Origin of the sequence: Micromonospora sp. RTP1Z1 (genome assembly GCF_033804685.1) — a bacterium.
In the GTDB taxonomy this organism is placed as follows: domain Bacteria; phylum Actinomycetota; class Actinomycetes; order Mycobacteriales; family Micromonosporaceae; genus Micromonospora.
The window spans coordinates 1-15,042 of sequence record NZ_JAPFQV010000100.1; the positions used below are offsets into that span (position 1 = coordinate 1).

Consider the following 15,042-nt stretch of genomic DNA (forward strand, 5'->3'; position numbering starts at 1 on the left):
GCATGTGGCGGTTTGGAACCTCCCCCCGCAGGGCGACTCCGAAGGGCCAACCTTCATCTCCTGCACAGCACCGCATAAAGTCGCTCTACCTACATCAAGCTCCTCCTTGCGTTCGTGGCACACCTTGATCTTTAACCTCGCCGAGGTCGGGTACTAGGAAATGTCAGGGGTCCGAGAAGCCGGGGCTTTGAATAGGGACTGTGATGGTCGTTTGTCCCAAGGGCTTGGTTCGGTGGTGATTGCTGGACCCTTGGCCTGGTCGGTGAGTTCGAAGCGATCATGATGGAAGTCGAGCCGCTCATTGCGCTCAGCAAGCGGAACGCGAAGCCATGTGACCTGGCTGGCGGTCCACCAGCTGCCGTCGGTCTTGGCGAAGGTGCTGATCGTTGCGGACATCGGCGTTACCAGGCCCTGCCGCCACCGCGCCATCATCGTCTCGTGCGTCATCTCCATCAACGCACTTACATCAAGGCACGAAGAACGATCATCGTCGACAGACATTAACGGCTTCCTTACGAACGTGGCAGGTTCTTCGAACTATGCGCCCGCGCAGTGCGAACACGCAAACTTTGCCCGGCAGCCTCCGCGGCGGCCGCGCCTGCTGGAAGCGCTTTTTGCGCTCAACGGCCCGCAGGGATGTGCGGTGAGATCGTCGCAAGCCGCCACGTCTCGCCGCATCTCGAACCGCCACGGGTGCTCTGTGCCGCTGAGGCTGGTCGGTCCGTTCCACCAGATCGCCCGGACGTGCGCGGTTACCGTCGCCCGGCTGTCGCCCTGGGCCTCGACGTCGATCGGTCCGACCGTCTCAAGCTTCGACGGAACATTGGCGCGCTCCATCTCGCCGCGGTACCGGCGCCACTGCCGCAGCAGCTCGTCATGACGCTCGTCGACCAGAACCCGCGACAGCCCCAGCTCCTCGCCGCTGCTCATCCGGAGCACATACACAGCGAGAGGAGCGCGCCGCGCTCGGCGATGCATGGGCAGACCCTCGGCTTGTCTTCGCTTCGACGACCGGGGGCCCGGTGGACCACCGCAACGACACCCAGGCTTTCAAGATCGGCGTCACCATGAACATCTACAGCCACGTCATGCCCACTCAGCTCGTCCAGGCTGCCGACGAGATGGAGAAGGTGCTGTGGGCGAGGGGAGGTAACCGTGGCTACTCGCTTGGCTATTTCCGCCCTCAGGAACGACAAAGGGCGTCCGTCATGTCTGACGAACGCCCTGGTCATCAAGGGTGGAGCCGAGGGGACTCGAACCCCTGACCCCCACACTGCCAGGGGATCTCCCGAGCTCTCCTGACCTGGCGTGGCGCTGACCTGCGGCCAACCATCCGCTCTCTCCGTCAGTCCCCGTCAATCCCCCGAGATGACCTGTCGACCTGGCACAGATCTGGCACGTCCTACGGGTCGCGCGGAGCACCAGCGACCTCTTCGGCATGAAGGAACGATCATGCGGCTGCGGCCTGCCTCAACACCTAGTCGGAGCTGGGGCAACCCTCCGCTATGCGCCGCGCGGCCTGACCTCGACCCCCGCGCCGGCCTGAATGATCTCCCAGAACTCCTTCGGGAGCTGCGAAACCAGGTCCTCCAACTCGTCCTTGCTCACGGCCTCACCGATGGTGCTGAGCACGGCCCGCATACCTGCGTCGGCCATCGCCACATCGACCCCGGCGCGTCTCGCCACCCGCTCGACAAACTGGTCCAGCCCGAACGGCTCGGCGTTCTGCGACCCGATAGCGGTGGTGGTCTTGTGCAGATGCTGCCGTAGCTCTCTTGGAAGCTGCCCGGCGATGTTGCTCGCCTGACCGGCGGTGACCCGGTCGGTCAACGTTTCCAATGTCGCGCGGCTGACTGCTTCGGCCTTCTCCGACGGCACCCCGGCACGCCTTGCCACAACCTCAACGAATTCGCCGTAGTTCACCTCGGAGCCTCCTCTCCGACGAGACCGTCTACCCGCGCCCCTCACGGTGAAACGGCCTCCTCGCCCGGACGGACGACTCCTCGACGAAACGACCCTTCGGCCTTGCGGGGCGTGCGGCCAGACGCCGCTTCGCGCATAGCCCCGCCCAGAACTTGGCGCCCTCGGTGGCCTGCACGGCATCATCCCCCTTTCCCACCCGGGCACGCCGGGCCGGCGTCTGGCCTGGTGGAGGTGTGAACCCCCGGCCGGAATCGAACCAGCGACATAGGCCGCCACCGTTGATGTCAACGACTGAGGTCAGGCCGCTGCTGTCGGCTCCCTGCCCGCTGACGGGGTGACCCTGTGGGGGGATCCGGACACGTCACAGATTCCGACGTACAGGTCGACTCGTCCGTCGCCCGCCAGGTCAGCCGCCGTTACCGCGCCCTGCTGCTTCTTCGGGTGCTGCTACAGAGGTTGAAAGGCTGACGTCTGTCGCCGTGTCTAGGTATCCGGCTGGTGGTGGGATGAACGCGGCGGCCCGGACGCGGAGGGAGGCGGTCCGGCAGCAGGCCGCCCTGACCCACTGGGCAACCCGGCCGCGCTGTGGTCAGTTCCCTTTCACGCAGAACTCGTTGCCGTCGGGATCGGCCAGCACGACGGCGCCGTCCTCACCGACCTCGAGCCGAGTGGCCCCGAGGGAGACCAGTCGGTCGACCTCCGCTTGCTGGTCGCCACCGGTCGGGGCGAGGTCGAAGCGCTGCCGGTTCCTCACCTCTTTCGGGGCCACGGGCGGGCCTCCCCACGCGACCTTTGTGCCGCCGTGCGGTGACTGGATCGCGGTCTCCTGGTCCTGGTCCCATACCAGCGGCCAGCCCAGCGCCTCGCTCCAGAAGAGGCCGACCTCCCGGGTGCCGTCGCAGGCGAGCTCCCCGAGCAAACCGCACCCGGCGAGGAAGGCGTTGCCCGGCTCGATCACGCAGAACTCGTTGCCCTCGGGGTCGGCCAGGACGACGTGCTCCTCCTCGGGGCGCTGCCCGACGTCGAGGTGGCCGGCGCCGAGCCCCAGCGCCGTCGCCACCGTGTGCTGCTGGTCGGCGCGGCTGGCGCTGGTCAGGTGAAGGTGCATGCGGTTCGGCCCCACCTTCTCCGCGCGGCTCGGGACGAACCGGAGGCTGAGCTGGGTGTCCTCGCCAGGCAGGAGCGCACCACCGGCGTCCTCGACGACCTCCCGGCCGAGCACGCCGGCCCAGAACTGCGCCAGGCGAGCCGCGTCGTGCGCATCGAAGGTCACCGTCAGCATTCGCGAGAGCATCACCGCACAGTAGACACCGGCCAGCACGACAACAAGGCACCGAGCCGGGCCGGACGTATCGCGAGTGGCGCAGGGCGCGTGTTGACAGTCGCGCGCCAGATCTCCGCTGAGCAACAGGAGCACCGCTTGACAGGGCGCGTCCCACCAGATGCTTGACATGATCGTCGGCTGCTGCTGGGACGGCGACGGAACGGCTTCCCTGGCAAGGTGGCCGATATGCCGGACAGCCATAGCAGCGATTCGCACGAGGTAAACGCCACTATCCACATCGAGCCGCACGACGCCGCTTGGGCCGAGCGGTTCGACGAGGAGGCCAGCGTGATCAGCCGGACCATCGGTCCCTGGATCACTGGCGGTGTCCACCACGTCGGTAGCACAGCAGTGCCCGGGCTCGCCGCCAAGCCGGTCATCGACATCATGGTTGGCGTCGCGGACCTGGAGTCGTCGCGCCCCTGCATCGAGCTGCTGAAGCCGCTGAGCTATCGCTACTGGCCCTATCGCGCTGAGGTCATGCACTGGTTCTGCAAGCCACGCCCCAGCCACCGGACCCATCACCTGCACCTGGTACCGACCGGCTCGCCGCGCTACGTCAACGTCTTGGCCTTCCGGGACTACCTACGAGCCCATCCCGACGCCCGTGCCGACTATGAAGCCCTCAAGCGAGACTTGGCAGACCGCTATCCGAACGACCGTGAGGCGTACACCGAGGGCAAGACTGACCTGATCGGGAAGCTGACCGAAGCGGCTCGGGCGTGGGCCACAACCAGAGACATGAAGATCAGCAAGCCCAGCAGCACAACGTAACCGCCGACCCCGGTCCACCTCGTCAATCGGTGCGTCTAGACCGAGCGTCAAGCATGTGGTGGGACTAACAAGCCGGCGGCCGGCCGGCTCAGTTCGCGTAGACGGCCGTGGCGTCGTCGCTGCCCTTGTTACGGGGCCACCTGGCACGTCGACCGGGTGGAGGATGAGAACGACGAACGCCCTGGCCTTCACCGTCTCGGTGTTGACCAGGGCGTTTGTGTCGCCTGCCTCAAGGTGGAGCCGAGGGGACTCGAACCCCTGACCCCCACACTGCCAGTGTGGTGCGCTACCAGCTGCGCCACGGCCCCTTGCTGTCGTCCCGGTCGCCCGGCACGCAGAGAACTATACACACGCCGTCCGGCATGGTCATCTCACGGGGTCCCCCTGCGCGCGGCTCAGTTCAGGGCCACGTCCGGGGGGAAGTGGGCGACCGCCGCCATCATGCCGCCCTGCCGGCGCAGCACCATCGGCCAGAGGTCGTCCGGCCGGTCGACGAAGGCGTCGCCGGGCAGCGCGTCGAGGACGAACCAGGAGCCCTCCTCGATCTCCCGCTCCAACTGGCCCGCGCCCCAGCCGGAGTAGCCGGCGAAGACCCGGATGCCGCCGAGGGCGTCCCGCAGCCGCTCCGGATCCACCGAGAGGTCGATCGTGCCCACCGCGCCGGAGACCCGGTGGAAGCCCTTCACCGGCTTGATCGGATGCCGCATGCGGGCCAGGCAGATGGCCGATTCCGGTTGCACCGGCCCGCCCTCGAAGAGCACCGCGGGGTGGCGGGCCAGGTCGCTCCAGTCCCCCAGCACATCGGCGACCGGCACCTCGGTGGCCCGGTTGAGCACCACGCCGAGGGCGCCGCCGGCCTCGTGGGCGACCAGCAGCACGACCGTGCGGTCGAAGTTGGGGTCCTTCAGCGCCGGAGTCGCGACCAGCAGCCGTCCGGTCATCGACTCCATGGCCCGACCACCGATCGCCTGCCCCTTCTGCATGTCGGACATTCGTCACACGCGCGCCGGGACAGGGAACCCGACGCCGCCGACCATCTGCGCTGTCAACGCCATGCCTGGCACCATAGCCTGCGCCCAGCACGGTGGTTAAGGTCTGACGGGCGGGTGATCGAACATGACTTGGGGGAACCGATGGAGCCGACGGCCGAGCTGGCGGTGATCGGTGGGTCGGGGCTGTACGCCCTGCTCGACGGCGCCACCGAACACGTGCTGGAGACGCCGTACGGGGCGCCGTCGGACGCGGTGACCATCGCGGAGGTTGGCGGCCAACGGGTGGCCTTCCTGCCCCGGCACGGACGCGACCACCGATACCCGCCGCACCTGATCCCCTACCGGGCCAACCTCTGGGCGCTGCGCTCCCTCGGCGTACGCCAGGTGCTCGCCCCGTGCGCCGTCGGCGGCCTGCGGCCGGAGCTCGGCCCGGGCACGTTCGTGGTGCCGGACCAGCTCATCGACCGGACCAGCGGACGCGCCCAGACCTACTACGACCGCGGTGCGGTCCACGTCTCGTTCGCCGACCCGTACTGCCCCGCCGGGCGCCGCACTCTGCTGGCCGCGGCCGCGGGCCGGGACGTGCCGGCGGTCGACGGGGGGACGGTGGTGGTGGTCGAGGGGCCGCGCTTCTCGACCCGGGCCGAGTCCCGCTGGTTCGCCGCGATCGGCGGGTCGGTGGTCAACATGACCGGCCACCCGGAGGCGGTGCTCGCCCGCGAGCTGGCCCTCTGCTACACCTCGATCGCACTCGTCACCGACCTGGACGCGGGCGTGGAGAGCGGCGAGTCGGTCACCCAGGAGGAAGTTTTCCGGGTCTTCGCGGCGAACACCGACCGGCTGCGCGGGGTGCTGCTGGACGCGGTGGCCGCGCTGCCCGCCGAGCGGACCTGCCCCTGCGGCCACGCGCTCGACGGAATCAAGCTGCCGTTCCCGCTGCCCTGACCGTCGGCCGCCCGCGAGACGCGGGAAGCGCCCGCCTGGGCCGCGACCTCCCGATAGATTCGGCTGGTCGGGGGACTGATCACTGAGCCGTCTCCGGCGCAGCGCAGCAGACGGAGGCAGCCGGCGATGGCAACGGTCCGCGACACGACGTACGACCTGCTCCGCGAACTGGGCCTGACCACCGTCTTCGGCAATCCCGGCTCCACCGAGGAACCCTTCCTGAAGGACTTCCCCGCCGACTTCCACTACGTGCACGCGCTGCACGAGGCGTCCGCGATGGCAATGGCCGACGGGTACGCGCAGGCCACCGGGCGGCCCGCGCACGTCAACCTGCACACCGCACCGGGCACCGGCAACGGCATGGGCAACCTGGTCACCGCCTGGCACAACAAGACGCCGCTGATCGTCACCGCCGGCCAGCAGACCCGCGAGATGCTGCTGATCGAGCCCCGGCTGACCAGCCGCCGGCCGACGGAGCTGACCCAGCCGTACGTGAAGTGGAGTTACGAGCCGGCCCGGGCGCAGGACATCCCGGCGGCGCTGATGCGGGCGTACGCGACGGCGGTGCAGCCCCCAACCGGGCCGGTTTTCCTCTCCCTGCCGATGGACGACTGGGACCGACCCGCCAACCCGCCGCCGCAGGTGCGCACCGTGGCCACCCGGTACGCGCCGGACCCGGAGCGGCTGCGCGACTTCGCCGCCGTGCTGGCGGCCAGCCGCTCCCCGGTGCTGGTGCTCGGCGCGGCGGTGGACCGGGCCGACGCCTGGCCGGCCGCGGTCGCCCTGGCCGAGCGGCTGGCCGCGCCGGTGTGGTCCGCCCCGGCACCGGAGCGGGCCGTCTTCCCCGAGGACCATCCGCATTTCCGGGGCGTACTGCCGTTCGCGATCGGGCCGTTGGCGGAGGCGTTGCGCGGGCACGACACGGTGCTGGTGGTGGGCGCGCCGGTGTTCCGCTACTACCCGCACGTGCCGGGCAAAAACTACCTGCCGGCCGACGCGCGGCTGCTGCACGTCACCGAGGACCCGGACGAGTCGGCGCGGGCCCCGGTCGGGGAGAGTCTGCTCGGCGACGCCGGGCTGGCCCTGGCGGCCCTGCGGGACCTGCTGCCGGCGACGGACCGCCCCGCTCCGGCCGCCCGTCCCGAGCCGGAGCCGCCGGCCGAGTCGAGCCCGCCGAGCGCGGACGCCCTCTTCGCCGCGTTGGCCCGGCACTGGCCGGCCGACGGGGTGCTCGTGCAGGAGTCCCCGTCCAACCTGTCCGCGCTGCGCCGCCGGCTGCGGGTCACCCGACCCGGGTCGTACTTCACGATGGCGAGCGGGGGGCTGGGGTTCGGGTTGCCGGCGGCGGTGGGCATCGCGCTGGCGGAGCGGGACACCGGGCGTGGCCGGCCGGTGGTGGCGGTGATCGGGGACGGCTCGTTCCACTACTCCGTGCAGGCGCTCTGGACCGCGGCCCGGCTGCGGCTGCCGCTGCCCGTCGTGGTCCCGGTCAATCAGCAGTACGCGATCCTCAAGGCGTTCGCCGACCTGAAGCACACGCCGGGGGTGCCCGCGCTCGACCTGCCCGGGCTGGACGTCGTCGCCGTGGCACACGGTTACGGCTGCGCCGCCGAGGTGGTGGACCCGCTGGACCGGCTCGGCGAGGCCGTGGGGAGGGCCCTCGCCGCCGACGGGCCGACGGTGCTGCCGGTGCCGATCAGCACCGAGGTGCCCCGCATCCTGTAGCCGTCGCCGCCCGGCGGTTCACCCGGTCGGGTCAGCGCCCGCCAACGACCAGCGGCGCGCCGGTGAGCACGTCGAGCACGGGTCGGACGCCGAGCGGGGCTCGCAGCGTGACGGTGACCGGGTGAAGGATCAGCTGGTTGGTGCAGACGCCGGTCGAGCGGGCCACGCCCCCGCCGACCACCACCACGTCGTCGCGCTCCAGCACCAGCGGGGTGATGCCGGTGTCGCAGGCGCCGACCCCGAGCCGGTAGGTCAGTCGCGCGTCCTCGGCGGGCGCCGCGAGGTCCTGCGTGCCGACCACGCCGTCGGGCGCCGGCCGGGTCGGGGCGACCCCCTCCGGTACGGCGGTGACCGCGGTCGGCGCGACGGCGAGCCGGGCCACCGGGGTCTTCAGCTCCGACACGGTGAACAGCCAGGCGGGCACGTCGGCGACTCCGCGGCTGGTCCGCATGGGGGCGGTGCCCAGCCGCACCGCGGTGACGGTAAGCGGGATGCAGGCGCCCGGGTCGGCGGGGCTGGTGACCCAGCCGTCCGGACCGGGTTCGATGGTCGGGCCGCCCTTGGGCCGCCCGGGCCCGCCGGTGGGGCCAGGTTTCTTCGGCCGGCCGGCGCAGGGCGGCGGGTCGCCCTGGTCCAGCTGGGCGTACGCCTCGGCGGCGCTGACCAGCGGCACCCGCAGCGTTCCGTCCGGGAACCGGACCGTGCCGTCGCCCGGTTCGGCGCCCGGCAGGTCGATCTGGTCGCGGTACTAGCCCGCCCGGAACGCCGCCTCGGTGTCGGGGCCGAAGCCGGGGTCGCCGGTCAGCACGGTGGCGTCCTGCAGCGGGACGTACCCGGTGCGCCACCCGGGGCCGGGGCGCCAGGCCTCGGCCACCTCGACGGCCCGCTGGTCGAACGCCTCCCAGCGGTGGTCGGGGCGGCCGGCGGACGGACCACCGGTGGTCGGGCCGGAGCCGGCCGGGGCGCAGCCGGCGGCGACCATGAGGGGCAGCCCCAGCAGGGCCATCGCGCGACGCATGCCTCTTGGACGCCGCGCCCACCCCACCGGTTCCCGCCCAGACCTCGGCGGACGCCACGATCGGCGAGAGACCCGGCCAATCCGGGCGCGGCGAGGCGGCCGGCGTTCAGGTCTCCCCGCCCAGGTCGGCCTGGTACGCCTCCCAGAGCAGGTCGGCGCCGCGCTGCCGGTGCCGGTGCAGCGCACGCAGCAGCTGCCCGGTCCGCCCGCACAGCTCCTCGTCCGGTACGGCGGGCAGGTCGGCAACGTGCTGGAGGGCGGCGATCTCCGTGACGATGGCGGCGTGCTCGCGGATGAGCAGTCGTACGCCCCGGTCCAGGCGCGGGGCGTGGTGCAGCAGCTCCGCGTAGAGGCCGGTGGGTCCCTCGGTGACGTGGACGTGCTCGGCGAAGCCGTGCCCGACCGGGTCGAGGCGGGTGATCAGGCGCTGCCGCCAGCGCGGCCGGCCTACGGGCGCGGCGAGCGCCCGGGCGAGGGCGTGCAGGTCGCCGAGGAGGGCGGGTCGGTGTTGGCGCGCGACGGGCGGACGGGCCGCCGCGACGCCGGTGGACTGCTGCTGGATCGGATCGGTGACCACGGGCACCTCCCGCACTGCTGCGCTACCGCGTACAGCGATGGTGGACCCGCCTGACGGCCCTGTCCAGGGCCCGGGAGAGCCTCATCTGCCCCAGCCGCCCCACCAGACTCACAGGGCCTCACAGGGCTCACAGACCCAACGGGTTGCCCGCCATGGTGCGGAGCTGTCCGGCGAGGACGTGCGCGTCGGCGTCCCGGCCGGCGGTCGGGCGGCCGGTCGTGATGGCGTCGGCGAGCGCCCGCAGCTCGTGCGGCGGGAGGGTGGCCAGCCCCATGCCCTGCAACGGGATGGTGACCCGGCGGCCGGTCCCCGGGTCGCGGGCGACCACGGTCGGTATGCGGACCACCGCCTCGTCCCCGGCCCGGTATGCGGCGGCCCCTGCGGCGACCTCGGCGGTGGCCAGGTCGACGGTGCGGGTGCCCAGCGCGCCGCGGACCGAGGCCCGCGTCCCCTCCAGCCAGGCGGCGGTGCGCAGCACCCGCAGCGCGAGGTAGAGCCCGAGCAGCACGAACGGGACGCCGCAGAGGCCGATGAACCGGACGGGGCTCGGTGGGTCGGCGGCGGAGCCGCCGGCCAGGTCCGGCGGGAGCATGCCGGGCGGCAGGTCCCGGGCCGCGTCGTACGACGGGAACGGGTCACCGGAGCCGGTGATCCGGCGCAGCAGCCGGTCGGCGAGCAGGGGCAGCAGCACGAAGACCGTTCCGAGGGCGGCGAAGAGCACGCCCACCAGCGTTGCGAACGTGCGCTGTCCGGACGGGGGGTCGACCGACAGCCGGATCTTCTCGTTCGTCACAGACGGCAGCCTAGAGCGGCCGGGCAATCGGGGTGGGGGCGCCGTCGGCCGTCGATCGGGTCCGGAGACGACTGTGCGCCCCGGTCCAGGTGGACCGGGGCGCACAAGTCATCTGGTGGAGGTGCCGGGAATCGAACCCGGGTCCTTCGCCGTCTTATCAGGGCTTCTCCGAGCGCAGCTCGCTATGCCTCTACTCGGCCCCACCGCTCACGCGAGCAAGTTGGTGTGACAGGCCCAGTCGCTGATTAATCTCGCCGCACGGACCCCGCGACCGGGTCCGCTTGGCCAGCCCTCTAACTGATGCCGGCTAACTGGGCCGAAGGCGCTCCCAGGCCGACAGACTTAGCTACTCGCCTCAGGCGGCGAGAGCGAAGTCAGCGCGATTGTTCTTGGCGCTTATAGTTTCCGACGAACGATTCTCGAGACGACGTCGGCTTCCTCGGCTCGCTTCCCCTGACGCCACGTACGAAGTCGAAACCAGTCACCCCCTCGACGGGCCACCTTCGTGGTGGCACTGACAAGCCTAACGCCTGCCGCAACGGGTTTCATCCCGAGGCCCCGGGCCGGCGCGCCAGCCTGGGACGAAGCGGACAAATCAGTCTTCCATGCCCTTGCCGCGCCGGCCGGCCACCCGGGCGATCTCCCGGTCGGCGTCCCGCTTGGCGAGGTCCTGCCGCTTGTCGTACGACTTCTTACCCTTGGCCAGGGCGATCTCCACCTTGGCCCAGCCGTCGGAGAAGTAGACCTGCAACGGCACCATGGTCAGGCCACCCTCGCGGGTCTTGCCGATCAGCCGGTCCATCTCCAGCCGGTTGAGCAACAGCTTGCGGGTACGCCGGGGCTCGTGGTTGGTCCAGGTGCCCTGGGTGTACTCCGGAATGTGCATGCCGTGCAGGTAGAGCTCGCCGTCGCGCTCCTGGGCGAACGCGTCGACCAGCGACGCCCGCCCGGCCCGCAGCGACTTGACCTCGGTCCCGGTCAGCGCCATGCCCGCCTCGTACGTGTCGAGGACGGCGTAGTCGTGCCGCGCCTTCTTGTTGGAGGCGACCAGCTTTCGACCCTTTTCCCGTGGCATCGGCGCCACCCCCTTCCGGATGACCCACGACCGGTGGCCGGTCGCAGGGCGGAGATCATGCTACCCGAATGACAAGGACCCTCCCGCGCCGTTTATTCCTGGCGCGGGAGGGCCCTCGGAGAGCCGGTGCGGGACTAGACCCGCAGGTAGAACCGGAGCGTGACCCAGGCGGTGACGGCGCTGACCAGGCCGCCGACGCCCGCCATGAGCGGGAACGCCAGGAAGATTTCCGACCAGGAGATCGGCGTGATCAGGCCCTCCAGGGCCTGCATCGACCCGCCAGCGGCGAAGACCTTCAGGGAGGCCAGCGCGGCCAGGCCGAGGATCGAGCCGATCAGGCCGGCGACCACCGCCTCCAGCACGAACGGCGCCTGGATGAACCAGTTCGAGGCGCCGACGAGCTTCATGACCGCGACCTCACGCCGCTTGCTGTAGGCGGCCACCTGGATCGTGTTGGCCACCAGGAGCAACGCGGCGACCGCCATCACGATCGCGATGGCCAGCGCGAAGTTCTGGATCCCGGTGAGGACGCCGAAGACCTTGTCGAGCAGCTTGCTCTGGTCGACGATCTCGTCGACCCCCTCGGTGTCCTTGTACTGGTCGCGGACGTCCTTGTATTGCTCGGGGTTGACCAGCTTGAGCCGGAACGACTCGGGCAGCTGGTCCGCCTTGACCGCGTTCACCAGGTCCGGAGCGTCCTGGTACATCTCCTGGAAGCGCTTGTACGCCTCGTCCTTGTTGACGTAATTGACCTCCTTCACCAGGGGGTCGCTCTTCAGCTTGGCAGCGAGATCGGTGCGCTGCTGCTCGTTGACGTCGGTCTTCAGGAAGATCGAGACCTCAATGTTCTCGTAGTAGAGGTCCTTCATGTCGCCGACCTTCTGGAACAGCAGACCGCTGCCGCCCAGCATGAACAGTGACACCGCCAACGTGATGATCATGGCGATGGTCATTGTGACGTTGCGCCACAATCCGACCAGTACCTCGGACATGACGTATTTCACGCGCATCGGGAATTCCTCCGGCTCTCCGGCATGAGGTGTTCGTCGTCAGGGTCTACGGCTTGCAGCCGAGCGCCGGCTCAGCCGTAGACGCCGCGGGCCTGGTCGCGCACGATGCGGCCGCTTTCGATCTCCACGACGCGGCGGCGCATCTGATTCACGATGTTGGAGTCGTGCGTGACCATCACGACGGTCGTGCCGGTGCGGTTGATCCGGTCCAGCAGGCGCATGATCTCGATCGAGGTGTCCGGGTCCAGGTTTCCGGTCGGCTCGTCCGCCAGCAGGATCAGCGGACGGTTCACGAACGCCCGGGCGACGGCGACTCGCTGCTGCTCACCACCGGAGAGCTCGTGCGGGTAGCGGTGCTCCTTGCCACCGAGCCCGACCAGCTCCAGCACCTCAGGCACGACCCGGCGGGCGACCGCCTTGGTCTTGCCGATCACCTCGAGGGCGAACGCCACGTTCTCGTAGGCGGTGCGGTTGGGCAGCAGCCGGAAGTCCTGGAAGACACAGCCGATAGAGCGCCGGAAGTGGGGTCGCTTCCAGGATCGCATCGACGTGACGTCCTTGCCGTTCACGACGACGCGGCCCTTGTTGGGCGCCACCTCGTGCAGCAGCATCTTGATGATCGTGGACTTGCCGGAGCCCGATGGACCGATGAAGAAGACGAACTCGCCCTTCTCGATCGAGACGGACACGTTGTCGAGCGAAGGCCGGGACGCCTTCGGGTACGTCTTCGTCACTTGCTCAAGCTGAATCACGGGTGGTGAGTCTACGCGGTGTAACCGGAGAGCCAAGCCCCACGCCCCCAGGAGCGGGGCGCGTCATCTATTTACTGCATAACGTGGAGATCGATGACGCGCTCCGCCCTCGGCTGATCACACAGCGTCGCCGGCCATCTGCTGCTGCTTGCGCCAGCGAATGCCCGCCTCGATGAAGCTGTCCAACTCGCCGTCGAAGACCGCGGTCGGATTGCCCGTCTCCTGCTCGGTACGCAGATCCTTCACCATCTGATAAGGGTGCAGGACGTACGAGCGCATCTGGTCGCCCCAGGAGCTGGTGCTCCCGGTCTTCAGGCCGGCCAGCTTCTCCTCCTCCTCCTGCCGCTTGCGCTCCAGCAGCCGGGACTGGAGCACCCGCAGCGCGGAGGCCTTGTTCTGCAGCTGGGACTTCTCGTTCTGGCAGGTCACCACGATCCCGGTGGGGATGTGGGTGAGCCGCACCGCGGAGTCGGTGGTGTTGACGCTCTGCCCGCCCGGGCCGGAGGAGCGGTAGACGTCCACCCGCATTTCGTTCTCCGGAATGTCGATGTGGTCGGTCTGCTCGGTGACCGGCAGCACCTCCACACCGGCGAAGCTGGTCTGCCGGCGGCCCTGGTTGTCGAAGGGGCTGATCCGGACCAGCCGGTGGGTGCCCGACTCGACGCTGAGCGTGCCGTAGGCGTACGGGACCTTCACCGTGAAGGTGGCGGACTTCAGCCCGGCCTCCTCGGCGTACGAGGTCTCGTAGACCTCGGTCGGGTAGCCGTGCCGCTCGGCCCAGCGCAGGTACATCCGGAGCAGCATTTCGGCGAAGTCCGCCGCGTCCACGCCGCCGGCGCCGGCCCGGATGGCGACCAGCGCCTCCCGCGAGTCGTACTCGCCGGAGAGCAGGGTGCGGACCTCCATCTCCTGGATGGCCTTGGTCAGCCCGGTGATCTCGCTCTCGACCTCGGAGAGCACCCCCGGGTCGGATTCCGCCTCGGCCAGCTCCAGCAGCACGCCGGCGTCGTCGAGCCGGGACCGGAGACTGCCGAGCCTGCTGATCTCGCTATTGACGTACGACAGCTGCGAGGTCACCTGCTGAGCCTTGGCCTGGTCGTCCCACAGGTCCGGCGCGGACGCCTGCTCCTCGAGCCGGGCCTTCTCCTCGTGCAGCCGGTCCAGGTCGAGGACGGCCTCGATGTTCCGGAGGGTGGCGTCGAGTTCCTTGAGCTGTTCGGCATAATCGGCAGCTGTCACGACAGACAAGCGTACTTGGCTGCCCGCGGTACGTTCACCTCAGCCGCCCGAACCGCCGGAGCAGGTCAGCCGACCGGGGCGGACTTGAGCCAGGACAGCGCGGCCTTGTGGTAGGCGACGGCGAACTCCAGCGCGCTGGCGTCGTAGGCGTCGCCTTCCTTCTTGGCGCCCTTCACCTGCTCCCGCACCGCGGCGAGGGCCTCGGTGTGGTATTCGTTCGCCGAGGCGTACAGGTTCTTCAACTGGCTGGCCGAGTGCAGGTTGCCGAAGGCGATCCGCAGCGCGATCGGGTTACGGATGGTGTCCCGCCCCGGATTCTCCGCCAACCAGCGGGAAAATGTCCGTTTCCCGGCCGCGGTGATCGAATACGGCTGACTCATCCGCGGCCCGGGCTTGCCGAGCCGCACGAACCCCCGCTCGGCCAGCACCGGCAACTCGCGGTAGACCTGACTGCGGGTCATCGACCAGTACGGCGCCAACCGCCGTTCGGCGGCGGCCATCAGCTGGCCGCCTGTCATCGGGCCCTCGTGCAGCAGGCCCAGCAGGGCCGCCGCCGTGGGGTTGACTCCGGATTCCGCCATGCCCTCTAAGCTGCCACTTTGCCGACCCGGCGTCCAGGATTTGCCGTTTTCGCCACCCGATGGGATTTCCAATGTGCACTGTCGGCGGACGACAGTCCGCCAAGGACCATCGATGTGCCCTCCACCGGACGCCGATCCGGGGGGCCCGGCCGGGCCGCCGGTGACGCTCCGCGCGCCACCGACGGCCGCCGCCGGTTCAGCCCATGTGCGGGTACGTGTGGTCGGTCGCCGGGACGAAGGTCTCCTTGATCGTCCGCGGCGACATCCAGCGCACCAGGTTGTGCCACGAGCCGGCCTTGTCGTTCGTGCCGCTG

The 15,042-nt window shown here is 70.0% G+C and carries 15 protein-coding genes, 1 tRNA gene, 1 other RNA gene and 1 pseudogene; 3 read left to right on the forward strand and 15 right to left on the reverse strand.

What is annotated here, in order from left to right; genetic code table 11:
* Positions 1-153: 153 nt before the first annotated feature.
* From SLP03_RS30165 to SLP03_RS30180, 4 genes are all read right to left on the reverse strand, one after another.
* A complete protein-coding gene (locus SLP03_RS30165) occupies positions 154-501 on the reverse strand; it encodes a hypothetical protein (RefSeq protein ID WP_319464046.1) in 348 nt (115 codons plus the stop codon).
* Between the two features lie 36 nt (positions 502-537).
* Positions 538-930 (reverse strand): hypothetical protein, encoded by a 393-nt coding sequence (locus tag SLP03_RS30170; protein WP_319464047.1) that lies wholly within the window; start codon positions 928-930, stop codon positions 538-540.
* 573 nt (positions 931-1,503) lie between these two features.
* Complete coding sequence (locus tag SLP03_RS30175) at positions 1,504-1,923, reverse strand: DUF2267 domain-containing protein (protein ID WP_319464048.1); 420 nt, start codon at positions 1,921-1,923, stop codon at positions 1,504-1,506.
* Positions 1,924-2,512: 589 nt separating this feature from the next.
* Positions 2,513-3,217, reverse strand: a complete 705-nt coding sequence (locus SLP03_RS30180; RefSeq protein WP_319464049.1) for a VOC family protein — start codon at positions 3,215-3,217, stop codon at positions 2,513-2,515.
* Positions 3,218-3,433: 216 nt separating this feature from the next.
* On the opposite strand from SLP03_RS30180, the gene SLP03_RS30185 reads away from it, so the two are divergent.
* Positions 3,434-4,021 (forward strand): GrpB family protein, encoded by a 588-nt coding sequence (locus SLP03_RS30185; RefSeq protein WP_319464058.1) that lies wholly within the window; start codon positions 3,434-3,436, stop codon positions 4,019-4,021.
* A 235-nt stretch (positions 4,022-4,256) separates the two neighbouring features.
* Here the strand turns inward: SLP03_RS30185 and SLP03_RS30190 are convergent.
* Together SLP03_RS30190 and SLP03_RS30195 are read right to left on the reverse strand one after the other, a co-directional pair.
* A tRNA-Ala gene (locus SLP03_RS30190) sits at positions 4,257-4,329 on the reverse strand.
* A gap of 87 nt (positions 4,330-4,416) precedes the next feature.
* A complete protein-coding gene (locus SLP03_RS30195; RefSeq protein ID WP_413644766.1) occupies positions 4,417-5,013 on the reverse strand; it encodes a YqgE/AlgH family protein in 597 nt (198 codons plus the stop codon).
* Positions 5,014-5,127: 114 nt separating this feature from the next.
* Here SLP03_RS30195 and SLP03_RS30200 point away from each other — a divergent pair, with 114 nt between their 5' ends.
* Together SLP03_RS30200 and mdlC are read left to right on the forward strand one after the other, a co-directional pair.
* A complete protein-coding gene (locus SLP03_RS30200) occupies positions 5,128-5,958 on the forward strand; it encodes an S-methyl-5'-thioadenosine phosphorylase (RefSeq protein WP_319464050.1) in 831 nt (276 codons plus the stop codon).
* 126 nt (positions 5,959-6,084) lie between these two features.
* Entirely contained in the window at positions 6,085-7,683 is a 1,599-nt protein-coding gene (mdlC, locus tag SLP03_RS30205; RefSeq protein WP_319464051.1) for a benzoylformate decarboxylase, read from the forward strand.
* A gap of 31 nt (positions 7,684-7,714) precedes the next feature.
* On the opposite strand, the pseudogene SLP03_RS30210 reads toward mdlC, so the two are convergent.
* The 9 genes and pseudogenes from SLP03_RS30210 to SLP03_RS30250 all read right to left on the reverse strand — a co-directional run bounded on the left by SLP03_RS30210 (position 7,715) and on the right by SLP03_RS30250 (position 14,728).
* A pseudogene (locus SLP03_RS30210) lies at positions 7,715-8,701 on the reverse strand (hypothetical protein).
* Positions 8,702-8,807: 106 nt separating this feature from the next.
* Positions 8,808-9,278 carry a hypothetical protein gene (locus tag SLP03_RS30215; RefSeq protein WP_319464052.1) on the reverse strand — a complete coding sequence of 157 codons (471 nt, stop codon included), beginning with the start codon at positions 9,276-9,278 and terminating at the stop codon, positions 8,808-8,810.
* Positions 9,279-9,405: 127 nt separating this feature from the next.
* Complete coding sequence (locus SLP03_RS30220; protein WP_319464053.1) at positions 9,406-10,071, reverse strand: hypothetical protein; 666 nt, start codon at positions 10,069-10,071, stop codon at positions 9,406-9,408.
* A gap of 113 nt (positions 10,072-10,184) precedes the next feature.
* Positions 10,185-10,560: a transfer-messenger RNA gene (ssrA, locus tag SLP03_RS30225) on the reverse strand.
* 106 nt (positions 10,561-10,666) lie between these two features.
* Positions 10,667-11,146 carry an SsrA-binding protein SmpB gene (gene smpB / locus SLP03_RS30230; RefSeq protein WP_319464054.1) on the reverse strand — a complete coding sequence of 160 codons (480 nt, stop codon included), beginning with the start codon at positions 11,144-11,146 and terminating at the stop codon, positions 10,667-10,669.
* A 134-nt stretch (positions 11,147-11,280) separates the two neighbouring features.
* A complete protein-coding gene (gene ftsX / locus SLP03_RS30235; protein WP_319464055.1) occupies positions 11,281-12,156 on the reverse strand; it encodes a permease-like cell division protein FtsX in 876 nt (291 codons plus the stop codon).
* A 71-nt stretch (positions 12,157-12,227) separates the two neighbouring features.
* Entirely contained in the window at positions 12,228-12,908 is a 681-nt protein-coding gene (ftsE, locus tag SLP03_RS30240; RefSeq protein WP_030331491.1) for a cell division ATP-binding protein FtsE, read from the reverse strand.
* A 117-nt stretch (positions 12,909-13,025) separates the two neighbouring features.
* Positions 13,026-14,147: a peptide chain release factor 2 gene (gene prfB, locus SLP03_RS30245; protein WP_319464056.1), complete on the reverse strand. Its 1,122-nt coding sequence runs from the start codon at positions 14,145-14,147 to the stop codon at positions 13,026-13,028.
* A 65-nt stretch (positions 14,148-14,212) separates the two neighbouring features.
* Positions 14,213-14,728 carry a PadR family transcriptional regulator gene (locus SLP03_RS30250; RefSeq protein WP_319464057.1) on the reverse strand — a complete coding sequence of 172 codons (516 nt, stop codon included), beginning with the start codon at positions 14,726-14,728 and terminating at the stop codon, positions 14,213-14,215.
* Positions 14,729-15,042: the final 314 nt, after the last annotated feature.